The sequence below is a fragment of the Streptomyces sp. NPDC047917 genome, assembly GCF_043204345.1.
GTDB classification, from domain to species: Bacteria; Actinomycetota; Actinomycetes; order Streptomycetales; family Streptomycetaceae; genus Streptomyces; species Streptomyces sanglieri.
Window position 1 is genome coordinate 212432 of sequence record NZ_JBIDCA010000007.1, and the last position, 12955, is coordinate 225386.

General features: G+C 73.3%; 12 protein-coding genes. 3 read left to right on the forward strand and 9 right to left on the reverse strand.

Translation table 11 applies throughout. The features are described 5' to 3' along the window. The first annotated feature begins 177 nt into the window (after positions 1-177). Complete coding sequence (locus ACGF8B_RS18765) at positions 178-372, forward strand: hypothetical protein (protein WP_342287324.1); 195 nt, start codon at positions 178-180, stop codon at positions 370-372. Between the two features lie 291 nt (positions 373-663). Further along, positions 664-1050, forward strand: coding sequence for a hypothetical protein (locus ACGF8B_RS18770; protein WP_392739646.1), 387 nt, complete (start codon positions 664-666; stop codon positions 1048-1050). A gap of 72 nt (positions 1051-1122) precedes the next feature. Here ACGF8B_RS18770 and ACGF8B_RS18775 read toward each other — a convergent pair whose 3' ends face one another. From ACGF8B_RS18775 to ACGF8B_RS18795, 5 genes are all read right to left on the reverse strand, one after another. Continuing rightward, positions 1123-2766 carry a DNA repair helicase XPB gene (locus tag ACGF8B_RS18775; RefSeq protein ID WP_392739648.1) on the reverse strand — a complete coding sequence of 548 codons (1644 nt, stop codon included), beginning with the start codon at positions 2764-2766 and terminating at the stop codon, positions 1123-1125. A 225-nt stretch (positions 2767-2991) separates the two neighbouring features. Beyond that, a complete protein-coding gene (locus tag ACGF8B_RS18780; RefSeq protein ID WP_392739650.1) occupies positions 2992-3534 on the reverse strand; it encodes a hypothetical protein in 543 nt (180 codons plus the stop codon). A 151-nt stretch (positions 3535-3685) separates the two neighbouring features. Then, positions 3686-4219 (reverse strand): GNAT family N-acetyltransferase, encoded by a 534-nt coding sequence (locus tag ACGF8B_RS18785; protein WP_392739652.1) that lies wholly within the window; start codon positions 4217-4219, stop codon positions 3686-3688. A gap of 98 nt (positions 4220-4317) precedes the next feature. After that, positions 4318-4440 carry a hypothetical protein gene (locus tag ACGF8B_RS18790; protein WP_392739654.1) on the reverse strand — a complete coding sequence of 41 codons (123 nt, stop codon included), beginning with the start codon at positions 4438-4440 and terminating at the stop codon, positions 4318-4320. 94 nt (positions 4441-4534) lie between these two features. Then, complete coding sequence (locus ACGF8B_RS18795; RefSeq protein WP_392739656.1) at positions 4535-7003, reverse strand: helicase C-terminal domain-containing protein; 2469 nt, start codon at positions 7001-7003, stop codon at positions 4535-4537. A 75-nt stretch (positions 7004-7078) separates the two neighbouring features. Between ACGF8B_RS18795 and ACGF8B_RS18800 the strand changes: the two genes are divergently transcribed. Continuing rightward, positions 7079-8200: a hypothetical protein gene (locus ACGF8B_RS18800; RefSeq protein WP_392739657.1), complete on the forward strand. Its 1122-nt coding sequence runs from the start codon at positions 7079-7081 to the stop codon at positions 8198-8200. Between the two features lie 560 nt (positions 8201-8760). On the opposite strand, the gene ACGF8B_RS18805 is transcribed toward ACGF8B_RS18800, so the two are convergent. The 4 genes from ACGF8B_RS18805 to ACGF8B_RS18820 form a co-directional block, all read right to left on the reverse strand. After that, positions 8761-9762: an ABC transporter substrate-binding protein gene (locus tag ACGF8B_RS18805; protein WP_392739659.1), complete on the reverse strand. Its 1002-nt coding sequence runs from the start codon at positions 9760-9762 to the stop codon at positions 8761-8763. An 87-nt stretch (positions 9763-9849) separates the two neighbouring features. Next, positions 9850-10749: an ABC transporter ATP-binding protein gene (locus tag ACGF8B_RS18810; protein WP_392739661.1), complete on the reverse strand. Its 900-nt coding sequence runs from the start codon at positions 10747-10749 to the stop codon at positions 9850-9852. Next, complete coding sequence (locus ACGF8B_RS18815; protein WP_392739663.1) at positions 10746-11828, reverse strand: FecCD family ABC transporter permease; 1083 nt, start codon at positions 11826-11828, stop codon at positions 10746-10748. The genes ACGF8B_RS18810 and ACGF8B_RS18815 overlap by 4 nt, the downstream gene beginning before the upstream one ends. Continuing rightward, positions 11825-12835: an iron ABC transporter permease gene (locus tag ACGF8B_RS18820; protein WP_342286939.1), complete on the reverse strand. Its 1011-nt coding sequence runs from the start codon at positions 12833-12835 to the stop codon at positions 11825-11827. The genes ACGF8B_RS18815 and ACGF8B_RS18820 overlap by 4 nt, the downstream gene beginning before the upstream one ends. Positions 12836-12955 lie beyond the last annotated feature (120 nt).

Here is a 12955-nt window from a genome sequence, read left to right on the forward strand (position 1 = left end):
GACCGCGTCCGCCGGGGGCGAGCGAATTGATTCCGGGTCCATCCCGTAGGGGACGGCATGCGACCGCAGACCTACTCGCGCCCCCGCCGGTTTCCGCCCGTGGGTCTACCCGGGCCCCCGCCGGATTCAGCCCGCGGGCCGATGCCCGCACCGGCCGGGCGCAGGACCATGGAACACATGAGCACCGTTCTCCTGAACCCCCGCAGGACCGGCCCCGCGCACGGCGCGACCGCGGCCACCGGTCACCACCGCACCCACCGCGTCGGCGACGCGGTCCGCGCCGTCAAGGTCTTCGCCCGCGCCGCGTTCGGCGTGGTCGTGCTGGGCGAGTACGCGGAGGAGGCGGGCGTCCGCAGCCGCCGCGCACACTGAGCGTCCGCAGTCGTCGTGCGTGCTGGGCGTTCGCAGTTGCCGTGCGTGCTGGGCGTTCGTGGCGGTCGTGCGTGCTGGGCTTCCGCAGCCGTCGTGCGTGCTGAGCTTCCGCGGTTGCCGCGCGGACTGAGCACCCGCAGCTGCCGTGCCCGCTGAGCGTTCGCAGTTGCCGCGCGGACTGAGCACCCGAGCTGTCGTACGCGCTGAGCGTCCGCTGTGAGTACCAGGAGCCGCCCGGTATGAGTATCCGGCCGGAGGCCGCCCGGCCCTGCCCCGCGATTGGGTAGCGGCATGGAGAACAGCCACGTCCACGTGAGGCGCCCCGCCCCCGCCGCCCCCGCGCGCCGCCTGAATGCCTGCGTCGCCCCCATGATCGCCACGGTCCTTGCCTTCTTCATGGCCTGCTTCGGCACGTTGGCCATCGGCTTCGCGACGATGGCCACCGACAGCTGCGGCCCGGACAACTGCTCCTCGGACATCACGGTTCCGCTGGGCCTCATGGCCTGCGGGCTGTACGTGACCCCGTTCATCACGCCTCTCGCCCTGATCGCCGCCTGGGTGCTGGCGTGCCGGCGTCCCCACCGGACCACCGCCCGCCTGTGTGCAGCGGCGATCGCCGTGCTGCCGGGGCTGACGACGGTGGGCGGCCTGGTCCTGCTCCTGGCGCTGGACGGCTGACCCGGTCGGTCGCTCATCGGCCGACCCGGTCCAGGACGCAGCCGGTCCGCGCACACGGACCGGCCACCGGCCTCAGTTGTCCGTCAGCAGCTCGTCCGCGTCCACGATCCGGTACGCGTACCCCTGTTCGGCCAGGAACCGCTGGCGGTGTGCCGCGAAGTCCTGGTCGATCGTGTCGCGCGCGACCACCGAGTAGAACCGCGCCTCGTGCCCGTCCGCCTTCGGCCGCAGCACCCGGCCCAGCCGCTGCGCCTCCTCCTGGCGGGAGCCGAACGTCCCCGACACCTGGATGGCGACGGTCGCCTCCGGCAGGTCGATCGAGAAGTTCGCGACCTTCGAGACCACCAGGACGTTGAGCTCGCCCTCCCGGAACGCGTCGAAGAGCTTCTCGCGCTGGGCGTTGCTCGTCTCGCCCTTGATCACCGGGGCGTTCAGGTGCTCACCCAGCTCGTCGAGCTGGTCGATGTACTGCCCGATGACCAGGGTCTGCTCGCCGCGGTGCTTGCGCACCAGCGCCTCCGTCACCTTCCGCTTCGTCGCCGTCGTCGCGCAGAACCGGTACTTCTCCTCGGCCTCCGCGGTCGCGTACGCGAGCCGCTCCGAGTCCGTCAGATTGACCCGTACCTCGACACAGTCGGCCGGCGCGATGTAGCCCTGCGCCTCGATCTCCTTCCACGGGGCGTCGAACCGCTTGGGCCCGATCAGCGAGAAGACGTCCGACTCGCGGCCGTCCTCGCGCACCAGGGTCGCCGTCAGTCCGAGCCGCCGCCGGGCCTGGAGATCGGCGGTGAACTTGAAGACGGGCGCGGGCAGCAGATGCACCTCGTCGTAGATCACCAGCCCCCAGTCGCGGGAGTCGAACAGCTCCAGGTGCGGGTAGACGCCCTTGCGACGGGTCGTCAGCACCTGGTACGTGGCGATGGTGACCGGCCGGATCTCCTTGCGGGTACCGCTGTACTCGCCGATCTCGTCCTCGGTCAGCGAGGTCCGCTTCACCAGCTCGTGCTTCCACTGCCGGGCCGAGACGGTGTTCGTCACCAGGATCAGCGTGGTCGCCTTGGCCTCGGCCATCGCACCGGCCCCGACCAGCGTCTTGCCGGCACCGCAGGGCAGCACCACGACACCCGAGCCGCCGTGCCAGAACCCCTCGACGGCCTGCTTCTGGTACGGCCGCAGCGCCCAGCCGTCCTCGGCCAGCTCGATGGGGTGCGCCTCGCCGTCCACGTAACCGGCGAGGTCCTCGGCCGGCCAGCCCAGCTTCAGCAGCGTCTGCTTGACCTGCCCGCGCTCGGACGGGTGCACGGCCACGGTGTCCGGGTCGATCCGCGCCCCGACCAGCGGCTGCACCTTCTTCGAGCGGAGGATCTCCTCCAGCACGGGCCGGTCGGTGGAGGTCAGCACCAGCCCGTGGACCGGGTGCTTGGAGAGGGTGAGACGGCCGTACCGGGCCATCGTCTCGGCGATGTCGACGAGCAGCGCGTGCGGAACGGGATAGCGGGAGTACTGCACGAGTGCGTCGACGACCTGCTCGGCGTCGTGCCCGGCCGCCCGCGCGTTCCACAGCCCGAGCGGGGTCAGCCGGTAGGTGTGGATGTGCTCGGGCGCACGCTCCAGCTCCGCGAAGGGCGCGATCGCACGACGGCAGGCATCGGCCTGGTCGTGGTCGACCTCCAGGAGGAGTGTCTTGTCGCTCTGGACGATGAGGGGTCCGGTCACGCGCGTCGGCCCTTTCTGCGGGGTGTGGCCACGGATGCGGCCAAACGTCCAGTGTGCCGCATGCCGCGGCCGCGGCGCGTGTGTTGTCGGGCACGGGTTCGGTGGGGGTGTTGGCGTTGGCGTCCTGGGCCACCGTTCCGGGCCGGCGGACGGTCCGTCGGTCGGTGCCTCCGGTAGTCGGCCCCTTCGGCGGTCGGTCCCTGCGGTAGTCGGCCCGTCCGGCGGTCAGTCCGTCCGGCGGCGGCCGCGTCCTTCAGGGAACTGTCCCAGGTGTACGGCGCAGTGGGCGGTCACCGCCAGTTGCTGGGCGTCCTCGGTGAAGGTGTCGATGCGGATCCTGCGTCCATCGGTCAGAACGATGTTGCAGGTGAAGCCCATCCCGCGGGCCTCGGCCAGTGGCCGGCCGTCCTCGCCGCGCGCGCCGACGGACGCGATGTCCTGCCACGGGATCAGAGTGGCGGTGCCCGCCACGCGGTGGGTGAGCCCCCGTTCGTGGACGTCGAAGCACTGCTCACGGGTACGGAACCCCTGGATCAGCCGCCAGATGCCCAGCCCCAGCCCCGCCAGCCCGACGCCGAGCAGCAGCCCGGCCAGCTGCGGAGCCCCGTGGGTGGTGCCGATCGACGCGACGGTCACGGGCACCCCGAAAGCCATGCCCACCGCTCCGACGACGAGCATGATGCCGGCCTGCCTCAGCCGTCTGCCCCCGTCCGTACGGTGCTCGCGGACGAATCCCCCCAGCTGTTTTGCCGCTTCGGTGCGCCGCATGACATCCCCCTCCAGCGTCGTGAACACGTCAGAGTTTGCCCTGCGGCCGCCCGGCCCGCCCCCGGTTCGCACGCACTGCCACGTTCGGCGGCGGCCGATGGGGCGGGAGATGCCGGTCGCCTCGCGTGCCCAGGTGCCGGAGTGAGGCTGATCAGGGCCGGCCCTCCCGTTGTTCTGCGGCGCCGGTCCGGGCCATGCGGAGGTTCGGCAACTTGTCCCGCCACATGTGCCGCTCACCTGTGTATGTGAACCCGTAGTGCTGGTAGAAGGTGATGGCCCGCTTGTTGTAGGCCGTGACCCACAGGCGGATGGGTGCGTCGTCGGCCCAGGTGAGGAATGCCGCCATCAAGCGGCGCCCAATGCTTCGGCCCTGCACCTGGGGCAGCAGGTACATGGGCCCGAGACTGACCTCTTCATCCCGGCGCCCGCACAGGAAGCCGACGATCTCGTCCCCCTGGCGCACGACATGGCAGAAGCGGTGCGCGGGCCGGCGCTCGACCTCCTCGATGAACTCCCGCCACTGGGCAATGCCCTCGTTGGTGACCACGTTGCCGCGTTGCGCCCGGATCCATGCCTCGTCGATCCCCGCGTCCCGGTTGGGGTACGTCAGTAGCCAGGCCGCCAGCAGGACATGGGCGAGGGCTGGGGCGTCCTCCACCTGGGGGGTGTCGATCACGAAGTCCACCCGGGCATTGTTCAGCGCGGCCCTGCGGGCTGTCTCGCGAAATACGTCGCCCCACGCACCGGATGATCGCTTACTGCTTACTGCTTACTGCTTACTGCTTACCGCTTACCGCTTCGGGCCGGGTCGAGGTGAAGGGTGAGGACTGCCTGCACGAGGTGGGTGACGCGGGTGGTGCCGCAGCGAAGCTTGCGCAGGAGGCGCCGGGTCTCCAGCGTGGCCATGGCCTGCCCCTGGAAGACTCCGGACCGAGCCGGTAGGGCCGGAGGGGGCCGCCGGCCGTCTCTGCTGCGGGCCGGTCGCTGACGTGTCCCGTCCTCACGCCGTCGCGTCGTCCGCCAGTTCCGCGACGCCCGTGATGCGGTGCAGCGGATACGTGCGGACCTCGTCCGCCGTGTGGTCGTACGCCGTGACGAAGCCGCCCTCGACCCGGACCGGGGCGATGACCCGCTGGCTGGCGGCGCCGTCCGCGTTCACGTAGCCGATCCAGAGCGCCGAGCCGGTCATCGCGGCGGCCTGCACGGTGGCGAGGGTCTCGGCGGAGGTCGTACGGGGCAGCGAGCCGGGCGCGGCCGCAGGGGCGCCGGGGGCCTCCGGGGCGTCCTTGCGGACCACCGTGGCGGCCGTGTCCCCGGCGCGGATCGCCCGTACCGCCGCGCCGAGCAGGGTGGCGTCCGGCACCGGAGGGCCCTCGGGCACGGGGACGGGGGCGGTGCGGGGCGGGGTGCGGCGGGCGCCCGCGCGGGTGATCAGGACGTCGCCCTCGGCGGACTCGGCGGCCGGGGCGTAACCCATCTCGCGCAGCCCTTCGAGCAGGGACGCCGGGTCGACCTGGGCGGCCAGGGCGGTCGGCGCGAGACGGCGCAGCCGCAGGGTGACCGAGCGCTTGTCGGCCAGGATCTCGTTCAGCACGGCCTCGTCGTCGCAGCGCACGTACGAGGAGGCGGCGCCGATCCGCAGATGACCGTGGCGGCGGGCCACGTCGTCGATGAGGTAGCTGAGCGGCTGCGGGACGGGCGTGCGGCTGTGCGCGGCGAGGAAGGCGTGCAGATCGGTCGCGGACTGCCCGGCGTCCAGGGCGCGGCGCACCGAGCCGGGGGTGAAGCGGTAGACCGTCGCGCCGCCCTTCGACTCGATGTCCGCGAGGGCGGAGAGCATGTCCGCCAGCGGGCGCTCCAGCGGGCCGGGGGCGACGGCCGTGAGGTCGGCCTGGAGCAGGACGTGGTCCAGCGGCTCCGGGATGAGCGGCGCGAGCAGCGCGGCGGCCTCGGCCGGTCCGGCGCCGAGCAGGGCGCGGGTGTGCGTGGCGAGTGCGCCGCGGCCGGTGATGCCGAGCAGTTCGGACTCGTTGAGCGTCCACAGGGCGATCCGGGACCGCAGATCGGTGGTGTCCCCGGCGGAGACGGAGGCGCCGCGCAGGGGACGCTCCCAGCGCAGCCGGGCGAGGACGGTCTCCGGGTCGGCGGCGGTGCCGGGCTCCAGGGCGGCGAGCAGGGCGAGGACCCGGTGGCGCACCTCCGGGGCGGCGGAGCGGTCGAGCTCGGGGCCCAGCGCGGACAGGGCCCGGCCCTTGGCGTCCTGGCCGCCGACGAGGCCCGAAATGCGGGTCGCGGCGAGCCAGGCGGTGGCGAGGTGCGCCCAGCGGTCCTGCGCGGGGAGTTCGGCCCAGTCGTCGTACGCGGGCGTCGGCGCGTACCGCTCGTCGGCCTCGCCGTCGGAGGCCAGCAGCCCGGCAGCGAAGGCGAGTTCGGCCCAGAACGCGGCGACCGGCTCGGGGACCTCCAGGGCGGTGGCGGTCCTCTTCAGCTCGCGGACACTGAGCCCGCCGGCCCGCAGTATCGGGGGCCCGCCGCCGTTCCAGCTCTTCAGCAGCTCCTCGACGGTGTTCACGGCCAGCAGCGCCTGACCGGCCGCCGCGCTGTCCACAGCCTGTGGATCGCGGACGGCGACCGCTTCCACGGCCGGCGGCCGCGGCTCCGGCACGCGGTGGGCGCGGCCCGCCCGCAGGTGCAGGGCGGCCTCGCGGGGCAGCACCACGGTGCGGGTCGACACCGGCAGCAGCAGCCCGTGGTCGCGCAGCCACTTCACCGGCGGGGTGGGGTTCGGGGTCACCTCCCCGTACGGCGGCCCCCAGACCAGCCGGTCCAGCACGGACAGGGCCTCGGCCGGGGCGGAGTCCAGCAGCTCGCCCATCCTGGTCCGGTCGGTGAAGAGAGCGGCCAGGGCGGTCACGGCGGAGACCGGGTCGTGGGTGGCGGGCAGCCCGGCCGCGGCCAGGATCTCCTGGAGGCGGCCCGGGGACATGCCGGAGGTCGCCTCGGCGACGGTCGGCCCGAGACCGGTGGGGGAGGCGTGCTGCGGGGACGGCGCGAGGATCTCGCGCGCCGTGCGCACCAGCCGCAGCCGCTCGTCCTCGCCCCAGACGAGGGCCTGCTCGCGCAGCGTGGCCAGGGCGCCGGGCAGCGCGTCGGAGATCGCCGCGCCCGCGTCGTCACGGTGCTCGCCGTCGTCCCGGCCGTCGCCGGTGAGCAGCCCGAGCAGCGTCTCGTACGGGGCGGGGTCGGTGGCCACCGCGAGCGCCTCGGCGGTCTGCAGCGCGAACCGGTCCAGGTGCTCCAGCGCGCGTACGACCGAGGCACGGGTGCCGGCCCTCGTCGCGAGCTGGGTGATGTCACCCGGCACCGGGTTGAGGAGATCGGGGCGGGCGCGCAGCAGCCCGGCCAACGACTCGTCGTCCCGGGCCCGGAGAGCTTCGGCGAGCGTCCGCGGTGGTGTGGTCATCCCCATCCGTCCCACGGTAGTCGCTCCGGACAGGCCCGAGGGCGCTACCGTCGGTGCAGGGCGGTAGAGGGGAACGATCGCGTGGGGATCGAGAGCGACCAGCTGGTCTACGACTATCTGAGCCGGGTCGGGGACCTGGCACAGCAGCAACAGCTGTCCTCGGCCGCCCGGATGAGGCTGGTCTCGACGCTCCGGGGCGAGATCGACCGGCAGCGCGGAAAGCAGTCCGGGGACAGCCCGGCGGCGGTCCGCCGCATCATCGGGAGGCTCGGCGAACCGGACGAACTGGTGGCCGCCGCGGCCGCGGCGGGCGACGGCACGGTGGAGCTCGCGGCGCGGCCGGAGCCCGCGCCGGAGGAGGGGCGGGGCATTCCGCGCCCGCGCAAGGGGATGCTCCGCAAGGACGGCCGGAAAGACGGTTCCGGCAAGGGCGCGTCGCGGCCGCAGGAGCCCGGCCCCGGTGCACCGGGCGCCCCCGGTGCCCCCGATGCGCCCGAGGTGTCCGGCGTGCCCGGGGCACGGGGCGGTGGCCGGGTGCCGTCGCCGCCGCACATGGCCGGTACGGACGAGCTGGGCCCGTCCGGGAGCGAGCCCGACTGGTGGCGGGTCGAGCCGGGGCCGTTCGGCGAGGGGGTCGACGTACCGGGGTTCGTCGGCGGTGTCGAGATTCCGGACATGATGCAGCCGCCCCCGTCCCGGGAGGCGGTGCCGCGCCCGCGCAGGGCGGAGAACGGACCGGCGGACGGTGACGGGGACGGGGCCGAGGACGCCGCCCCGGAGGAGGACGAGGAGGAGGCGCCCAGGCGGCGCCGGCTTCCAGGACTGCGCCGCCGCGCGCCGCGCGAGCGCGGTGCGGGCGGCCACGGCTTCTCCCACCCGCTGCTGCTGCTCGCCGCCCTGCTGCTGGTGGCGGGTGTGGTGACGGGTTCCTGGCTGGCCCTGGGGGGTGGCTGGCTCCTCGCGTACAGCTCGCGCACGATGTCCCGCGCGGAAGCGAAGTGGGCCGCGATGGGCCTGCCGGGCGTGGTCGCGGCGGGCGCCCTGGTCTGGCTGTGGGGCAGGACCGAAGGCCGCTGGGGCGAGCCCATCGGGACCGGTCACCTGGGCGACGCGATCGGCGAGATGTGGCCGTGGGTGGTGCGGGGGGCGGCCGTCGCCTCCGCGCTCTACCTGGTGTGGCGGTCACGGAGGCCACGCACCTGACGCCTGACGGGCGCCGGGCCGTTCGCCGTCGCCGTGCGTCCGAGGACCGGGTGCCGGGCTGTTGGCCGTCGGCCGTGTGTCTGGCGTCCGGGCCGGGCTGTTGGCTGTGGGCGGTGCGCCTGGGGACCGGGTGTCGGGTGCGGCCGGTCGTTGCCCGCAGCCCGTCCGGGCCGTTCGCCGTCGCCGTGCGTCCGAGGACCGGGTGCCGGGCTGTTGGTCGTGGGCCGTGTGTCTGGCGTCCGGGCCGGGCTGTTGGTTGTGGGCGGTGTGTCTGGGGACCGGGTGTCGGGTGCGGCCGGTCGTTGCCCGCAGCCCGTCCGGGCCGTTCGCCGTCGCTGTGCGCCCGAGGACCGGGTGCCGGGCTGTTGGCCGTCGGCCGTGCGGCTGAGGACCGGGCGCCGGGCCGTTTGCCGCCGGGCACGGACCGGTCGTCGCCCGTGCCCCGTCCGGAGCGGGCCGACCGCTCCCGCTCCCGCCCCCCGCTCCCGCCCCCTGACCCCGCCCCCTGACCCCGCCCCCGGACCCCGCCCCCGGACCCCGTCCCCGGCTCGGCCGGCTGCTCAGCCCGTCATCTTCGCCTGGAACTCGTCGAGGATCTTGTCCGCGGCGGTGTAGCCGATGCCCGCGATCCACAGCCGGTCGTCGACCTTGAAGACCTTGCCGTTCTTGGACGCCTTCAGGCCCTTCCACAGGCCGCTGTTCATCGTCTTGGTCGTGCCCGCCTTCGCCGGGTCGCCGTACGTCGACGTGAAGACGACGTCCGCGTCCGCGAGGTCGATCTTCTCGGGCGACACGTCGTACGAGAAGCCGTCCTTGGCCTTGTCGGTGATCGCGGGGCGGCCCATGCCCAGGTCGGCGAGGATCGAGCCGATGTAGTTCTGCTTGCCGTAGATGCGGATGTCGGCACCCTCGACGAAGCGGACGAAGTTGACCTCGGTGGCGGCGGCCTTCTCCTTGCCGCCGATCGCCTCGGTCACCTTCGCGACACGGGCGTCGTAGTCGGCGACGACCTTCTTCGCCTCGGCCTGCTTGCCGAGCGCCTCCGCGTGCAGCTGGAAGTTCTCCTTCCAGGCCGATCCGGTGGACTCCGTCATCACGGTGGGGGCGATCGCCTTCAGCTGCTCGTAGCGGTCGCCGTCCCGCACCTTGCTGGTGAGGATCAGGTCCGGCTTCAGCGAGGCGACGGTCTCCAGGTTGGGGTTGGCGATCTCGCCGACCTGCTTGATGCTCTTCGTCCGGCTCGCCGGCAGGTACGAGGGGAAGCTGTCCTCCGACGCCGAGTGCGTCCCGCCGACCGGCTGCACCCCGAGGGTCAGCGCGGAGTCCAGCTCTCCCGTGTCCAGCACCACGACGCGCTGGGGGTGCACGGGGACCTCGACGTCGCCCATGGCCGTTTTGACGGTGTGAGTCTTCGCTTCTCCGGAGTCGGAGTCGGAGGAGCCGCTGGCGCTCCCGCCGGACTCCGAGAATCCGCAGGCGGAGAGGGTGAGCGCGCCGGCCAGGGAGAGGGCGCCGAGAGCGAGGGTGCGGCGGCGGACGGGACGGCGGACGGAGGAGGCCATCGGGTGCCTTTCGTAAGGGTCGGGAGTCAGGAACCAGGAGTCAGGAGCGGGTACGTGCGCCGGGGTGCCCGGGGCCGGTGCGCGGGCTCACGAGGCCGGTCCGGCCTGCCACGGCGCACCCGGCACGACGAGCGGCGAACCCGTCACCGGATCCGGGACGATCACCGCCTCCAGGCCGAAGACCTCGCGTACGAGATCGGCCGTGACGATGTCGTCGGGGCGGCCCTCGGCGACGATCCGGCCGGCCTTCATGGCGACCAGGTGGTCCGCGTACCGGGCGGCCTGGTTGAGGTCGTGGAGCACGGTGACGACGGTCCGGCCGCGGGTGCCGTCCGCCGCCGGGGCGGTGAGCCGGCGCACCAGGTCCAGGACCTCCACCTGGTGGGCGATGTCGAGGTACGTGGTCGGCTCGTCGAGCAGCAGCAGGTCGGTCTCCTGGGCGAGCGCCATCGCGATCCAGACCCGCTGGCGCTGACCGCCGGACAGCTCGTCCACGGACCGGTCGCCGAGCGCGGTGACATCCGTACGCTCCATCGCGTCGGTCACCGCCCGCTCGTCCTCGTCCGACCACTGCTGCCACCAGTGCTGGTGCGGCTGGCGCCCGCGGGCGACGAGGTCGCCGACGGTGATCGCCTCGGGGGCCACCGGGGTCTGCGGCAGCAGCCCGATCGACTGGGCGATCCTGCGGGTGGGGATCTTCGACAGCTCGGTGCCGTCGAGGAGGACCGCCCCGCCGCGCGGCTTGAGCAGCCGGCCGAGCGCGCGCAGGGTGGTCGACTTGCCGCAGGCGTTCGGGCCGACGATGACCGTGACCCGGCCGTCCGGGATGTCGAGGTCCAGCGAGTCGACGACGGTGCGGTCCTCGTACGCGAGTGTCAGCTCCCGTGCGGTGAGCCGGCCGGTACCCGCAGCCTTCGCCGTGGCGGTCTCCGCCGTGGCGGCCTCCGCGGCCGTCTCCGTGCTGCCGGACGTCGGGGTCGAACTCATGCTGTGCCTCCACTACGGCCGCGACCGCCGCCCTGACCGCGGATGATCAGCCAGATCAGATACGGGGCGCCGACCGCCGCCGTCAGTACGCCCACCGGCAGTTCGGTGGGGGAGAAGAGCCTGCGCGCCAGCAGATCCGCGAACACCACGATCACCGCGCCGAGCAGCGCCGAGGAGAGCAGCGGGATCTGCGCGGTCCGGGTCATCCGGCGGGCGATCTGCGGGGCGAGCAGCGCCACGAAGTCGACCGGACCGGCCGTGCCCGTCGCCACGGACGCCAGGACCACGCCGAGCGCGACCAGACCCAGCCGCACCCGGCCCAGCCGCACCCCGAGCGCGGTCGCGGTGTCGTCGTCCAGCGATACGGTGCGCTGGGCGCGGGCCGCCCACAGCACGGCGGGCAGCAGGATCAGCAGCGTCCAGCCGATCGGCGCGGCCTCGGACCAGCCGCGGCCGTTGAGCGAGCCGGTCATCCAGATGTGCGCCTGCTGGGCGACCAGGTAGTCGCCCTTCGTCAGGAACAGCGTGGTGACCGAGCGCAGCGCGATGGCGAAGCCGATGCCGATGAGGACGAAACGGGTGGCGTGCAGCCCGCCCCGCCAGGCGAAGACGTACACGAGCGCCGCCGCGGCCACCCCGCCGATCACCGAGAGGTAGGGCAGCACGGTGTACGAGGTGATGCCGAAGGTCATCGCGCCGACCGTGAGCGCGCTCGCGCCCTGGCTGATGCCGATGATGTCGGGACTGGCGAGCGGATTGCGGGCGACGGTCTGGATCAGCGCACCGGCGATCCCGAAGGCGGCGCCGACCAGCAGCCCCACCGTCATCCGGGGCAGCCGCAGCGTGCCCACGACCAGTTCGTCCGGGGACGGCTGACCCAGCACCACCTTCACGACCTCGCCGGGCGCGACGAAGCTCTCGCCGACGCAGAGGTACGCGACACAGACGGCGGCCAGCAGCACGACGAGGGCGGCGGCGACCAGGGCAGCCCGCCGGTGCAGCAGGAACCGCCCGCGCGCCCCGATCCGTACGACCCGATACCCGGCGGGCCGCACCCGGACCTTCGTACCGGCGCTCATGCGGGCACCGCCTTCCGGCGTACGAGGGCGACCAGGAACGGCACCCCGATCAGCGCTGTCATCACACCCGCCGGGACCTCGCTCGGCGGGAACACGATCCGGCCGATCACATCGGACACCAGCAGCATCACGGGCCCGATGAGGGCCGCCATCGGCAGCACCCAGCGGTGGTCGGAGCCGACGACCGCGCGGGCGATGTGCGGTACGGCGAGCCCGATGAACGCGATCGGCCCGGCCGCCGCGACACCGACACCGGTCAGTACCGTGGCACCGACACCGCCGACGACCCGGACCGTCGCGACGTTCTGCCCGAGCCCCTTCGCGACGTCCTCGCCGAGCGCCAGCGCGTCGAGCCCGCGGGCGACGGACAGCACCAGAACGACCCCCAGCAGCAGGAACGGCCAGATCTGCTGCGCCACATCGGCCTCGCGCCCCGCGATCGAGCCGACCTGCCAGAACCGGAACTCGTCCAGCGCGGACGCCCTGGTCGTCAGCACCGCCGAGACCACCGAGACCAGCAGCGCGTTGATCGCGGCACCGCCCAGCGCGAGTTTCACCGGGGTGGCGCCGCCACGCCCGCTCGACGCGATCGCGTACACGGCGACGGAGGCGATCGCCGCCCCCGCGAAGCCGAACCACACGTACCCCGTCAGGCTGTGCACCCCGGCGAACGCGATGGCCAGCACCACACCCACCGAGGCGCCCTGGCTGATGCCGAGGATTCCGGGGTCGGCGATGGGGTTACGGGTGATGCCCTGGAGCACCGTGCCCGCGATGGCCAGCGCGGCGCCGACCATCAGCCCGATCAGGGTGCGCGGCACGCGCATGTTCCGGATGACTTCGGCGTTGTCGGAGTGCCCGCCGTGCAGCAGCACGTCGAACACCTCGGACGGGGGTATGGAACGGGCCCCCACGGCCAGGCTGAGGAGTACCGCCACGAGCAGCGCCACGACGGCCGCCGCCGTCGCGAGTGCGCGTCTGGAGCGGCGTGGTGCGGCGGCTGACATCGGACCCAATCAAAAGGCGGAGAACATCAAATGGCGAATAACAATGCAAAGGTAAGGCTTGGCTAAGTCTAAGCACCGCCGTTTCGGACCCGAAGGCCGCACCGGGGACGGACCCTGCGC

Bases quoted from the DNA above. Each gene is read 5' to 3' on its own strand.
- ACGF8B_RS18815 (WP_392739663.1), bottom strand. From the start codon at position 11,828: ATGAGCGCCGGTACGAAGGTCCGGGTGCGGCCCGCCGGGTATCGGGTC.
- ACGF8B_RS18795 (WP_392739656.1), bottom strand. From the start codon at position 7,003: ATGGGGATGACCACACCACCGCGGACGCTCGCCGAAGCTCTCCGGGCC.
- ACGF8B_RS18770 (WP_392739646.1), top strand. From the start codon at position 664: ATGGAGAACAGCCACGTCCACGTGAGGCGCCCCGCCCCCGCCGCCCCC.
- ACGF8B_RS18780 (WP_392739650.1), bottom strand. From the start codon at position 3,534: ATGCGGCGCACCGAAGCGGCAAAACAGCTGGGGGGATTCGTCCGCGAG.
- ACGF8B_RS18765 (WP_342287324.1), top strand. From the start codon at position 178: ATGAGCACCGTTCTCCTGAACCCCCGCAGGACCGGCCCCGCGCACGGC.
- ACGF8B_RS18810 (WP_392739661.1), bottom strand. From the start codon at position 10,749: ATGAGTTCGACCCCGACGTCCGGCAGCACGGAGACGGCCGCGGAGGCC.
- ACGF8B_RS18805 (WP_392739659.1), bottom strand. From the start codon at position 9,762: ATGGCCTCCTCCGTCCGCCGTCCCGTCCGCCGCCGCACCCTCGCTCTC.
- ACGF8B_RS18790 (WP_392739654.1), bottom strand. From the start codon at position 4,440: ATGGCCACGCTGGAGACCCGGCGCCTCCTGCGCAAGCTTCGCTGCGGC.
- ACGF8B_RS18820 (WP_342286939.1), bottom strand. From the start codon at position 12,835: ATGTCAGCCGCCGCACCACGCCGCTCCAGACGCGCACTCGCGACGGCG.